Here is a 3,800-nt window from a genome sequence, read left to right as displayed (position 1 = left end):
TAACCCATACAACCCATTCACCGCGTATACCGGTGCACCGGAGCATGCAGGTGGCATGTCCGGATCAGCTGGTCTGGGTGGATTTGAGCCAACCGGACGCTTCAAAACCGGCATCCTGGGTATGGCTAATGAAGAAGATGAATACCAATTGTCTATTCAGTATCGCTTTTAAGCAGCTCAGAATAAGAAATAAAAGGATAATAAAATGTTTAAGAAAATGCTCAGCGCAGCTGTCGCGGTTGCACTCTCTGGCCCAGTATTGGCGGCCACTTTGGAGGATGTCGAAAACTCCTTCTACCCATACAAAAATGGCGCACCTGAGGTGGCTGGCCTGACAGCAGGCATGACGATCAACAGCGCCAACGTTGATACTGTTAAAGACGCACTTGACCCTGCAATGTATCAGTTCATTAAAAACGGGGATTACGAGATCCGTATCGGTGAAACCACCTCGTTTGATCTGCATGAAAATTATGTCGAGGCCTCACGCAAAAACCTGAACACCACCTCACTGGGCGATGAACCCGGCCAGATTAATGGTTTTGTGGCGGGCCGTCCTTTTCCAGAAGACCCTAAAATGGATGATCCCCGTGCCGGTGAAAAGCTGGCGTGGAACTATAAGTACGGTTACAACTGGGGTGATACCGGGGCGGTATATCCGTTCTACTGGAAATTCCGCGATATGAATTCCGGTAAAATCGAGCGTAACATCAAGTTCAACTTCCACTTCCTGAACTATAAACACCGTGTACGCCATGACCCGCAGCCGGATGTTGCACAGAACCCATCTAACTTGTTCCGAGGCATCTACGTACGTGTATTAGAGCCGTTTGATGTGAAAAACACGCAGCTGCTGATCCACCGCTACGAGGACGACCTTAAGCGTGACAATGCGTACCTGTATCTGGGATTCCAGCGCCGTGTACGTCGCCTTTCCACCGGTCAGGTGACCGATGCGTTCCTGGGTTCCGATCTGATGATCGAGGATTTCGAGGGTTACAACGGCCGTATCAGCGACATGAACTGGTCGTATAAAGGTACTCGGCACCTGTTGATGCCTTACTACAACCACAATGATCAGCCGCTGGACGCTGAGACCCATAAAGATGACGAAGGTTATCAGGTGGTGAGCTTCACGGGTAAAGGCGGCTGCTTCCCGAATGTCAGCTGGCAGTTGCGTAAAGTGTATGAAGTCGAATCCATTCCAGTCGATACTAACCATCCGCTGAGTAAGCGCGTGCACTTTATCGATGCACAGACTTACGCGGTACCACGCACCAACGCCTACGACCGTAAAGGCGATTTGTGGAAAGTGTTCACCATTGGACAGTCTCATCCCGATCACCACCTGCCAGCAAACAAAGGCAGTGGCGTGTCGATTGATGACGCGTTTTCCATGGTCGATATGCAGGCAACACACTGCACAACTGGCCAGTTTAAAGGCCAGCTTGATCCTAAGCTGAGCCCACAGCGTACCTTTACGGTACAGAACCTGCGCGCATCCGGTCGATAAAGCTCAGGTTCACATCATCACGTTACCTTTTGCCGGGGTACGCGCTGCGTACGCCGGTTTTTTAATAGTTATTCGCAAAACGCACGTATCCTGCCTATATTTCCTCGCACGAACACCCGGGTCAGAAAGACTTAGCGATACAACAGAACAAGATTCAAACAATAGTTTTAAACACAGCGATTACCATTTTTGCTTTTTTTTGTTAATCTGGAGTTGGCTGCGTTCCCCTAGCAAAGTTGTACCTAAATAGCTTGAATTCGAAGGCAAAGATATTCACGTTTTTAGTGGTATGCTCATACTCTAAAGGGTGAAAACATGACTCTCGGTTATCTGACCAAAACGGGTGTCTGTCTTTAGTTTTTTTAGGATGTCACAGGATGACTGGCTCACCATATCTGTTGCTGGTAAATGGCAACGAAGAGCAACGTTCACATCTAGCGCGCTTTATTACTGCAAACACTCAATACAGTGTTATTGAGGCAGATAGCGGTGCCATGGCTGCTGGATTGTTGAAGACACAGGATATCCGCTGCGTTGTCAGCGATATCTATATCGACGGACTGGATGGCTGGCGTCTCGCGCGTATGGTGCGCTCCGGCGTGTTTAGCTGCAGCGAACTCACACCGTTCATCATCGTCGCCTCTACTTGGTGTAAACGTATTGCCGAAACCACCGCGCGTGAATTCGACATTGATCACCTGATACCTTATACCCAGCACGAACAGCTCAAAGAACTGTTAAGTGAATCCCTCGCTGAATCACACCAATATCGCCATGCCAGTATACTGGCCATTGAAGATTCAGAAGACACATCGACACTGATCCAACGTATTCTACGCGGCCGCTTTGAGGTCGATATAGCGGAAGATGGCCCTAGCGGACTGGAACTCTGGCGGCAAAAACAGCACCCGATTATCCTTCTGGATGTGATGTTACCGGGTATGTCTGGCCCAGAGGTGATGGAAAAGATCCTCGACGAAAAACCCGATCAGACCATCGTGATTATGACCGCGCACGGTACGATGGATCTTGCCGAAGAGCTGATGCTCAAGGGTGCTTCTGACTTTATCAGCAAACCCTTCCGCAATGCCCAGCTACGCAAAGTGTGCGAGATCGCCTCCCGCCGCGAGGACTTTCTGGTCAGTAACGAACAGTTTGCCCAAACGATCGAATCTCTGCGCCGCAACGAAAACGCGCTCGATAGCCAGGCACGTGAACATAAAAGGATTCTGAACAACCTGACCACAGCGGTATTGGAGCTCGACTCTAACGGTCAGATCGTATTCTTAAATCAGGCCTGGAAACTGATGACCGGCCTGACGGAAAAAGAGACTTTAGGCCAGAAGCTCTCTGGATTTGCCTGCCGTGAAAACCATACGTTTTCGAATGAGGTCGAACATGCAATCAACGACATTATTCAACGTAAATGTATACGTACGCGGCTGGAGTTTAAACTCAGCAGCCAATTCAGTCAGGGGGCTTGGGTTGAAGCACGCCTGAATCGTATTATTCGCGATAACGATATGATCGCGATTTCCGTATCGATCGATGATATATCCGCCCGTAAGCTTGCTGAACAGCGGTTGGAACATCTGGCGATGCACGATTCGCTAACGGGCCTGTACAACAGACACTTCTTTGATACCGAATTAGCCCGTACCTCAGCCATGGCCCTCAGTAATGGTTCAGTGCACACACTGCTTTATATCGATCTTGATCACTTTAAAGCGATCAACGACACTCAGGGCCATAATCAGGGCGACTACGTATTAGAAGACGTGGCCGGTAAACTACGCCACCGCCTGCGCGACACAGATCGTCTCTGCCGTATTGGTGGTGACGAATTCACCGTCATTCTGATGGATACTGATCTGGATCAGGCGCACTACATCGCCGAGGACTTGTGCGAACTGGTCGCAATGGATCAATACAGTTTTGGTGATCAGATTTATAAGATCAGCTGCAGTATTGGCATGTGTCTGATCGACGGTTCAACCGACAATGCGCAGCTCTACCTGCAGCAAGCGGATATTGCGCTCTACGTCGCCAAACGCAATGGCCGTAATTATGTGCACAGTTACACAGAGCAAGACAAAGAAAGTGACGATGTAAAATCCAGTATGCAGTGGCTGCATGCAGTACAACAAGCGATCACACAGGACAACCTTATCCTGCACTTCCAGCCGATCTATCACATACCAACAAACCAGATCGCTTATTACGAAGCGCTGGTGCGACTGGTGGTAGACGGTAAAGTCATCTATCCGGGTGACTTCATCCCTGCACT

General features: G+C 49.4%; 2 protein-coding genes. Both read left to right on the top strand.

Annotation, left to right across the window (positions count from 1 at the left end):
* The first annotated feature begins 205 nt into the window (after positions 1-205).
* The gene (locus ABYW01_RS16380) at positions 206-1,513 is read left to right on the top strand and encodes a DUF1329 domain-containing protein (protein WP_372834740.1); all 1,308 of its coding nucleotides are present in this window, start codon (positions 206-208) and stop codon (positions 1,511-1,513) included.
* 377 nt (positions 1,514-1,890) lie between these two features.
* Positions 1,891-3,800: diguanylate cyclase (locus tag ABYW01_RS16375; protein ID WP_372834739.1), on the top strand; the 1,910-nt coding region annotated here is incomplete at its 3' end.

The organism is Pontibacterium sp. (assembly GCF_041587635.1).
Taxonomy (GTDB): Bacteria; Pseudomonadota; Gammaproteobacteria; order Pseudomonadales; family Balneatricaceae; genus Pontibacterium.
Note: the sequence above shows the minus strand (reverse complement) of the source record. Positions and strands in the feature narration are given on the sequence as shown.

Coding starts and splice junctions, on each gene's coding strand:
- ABYW01_RS16380 (WP_372834740.1), top strand. CDS start 206: ATGTTTAAGAAAATGCTCAGCGCAGCTGTCGCGGTTGCACTCTCTGGC.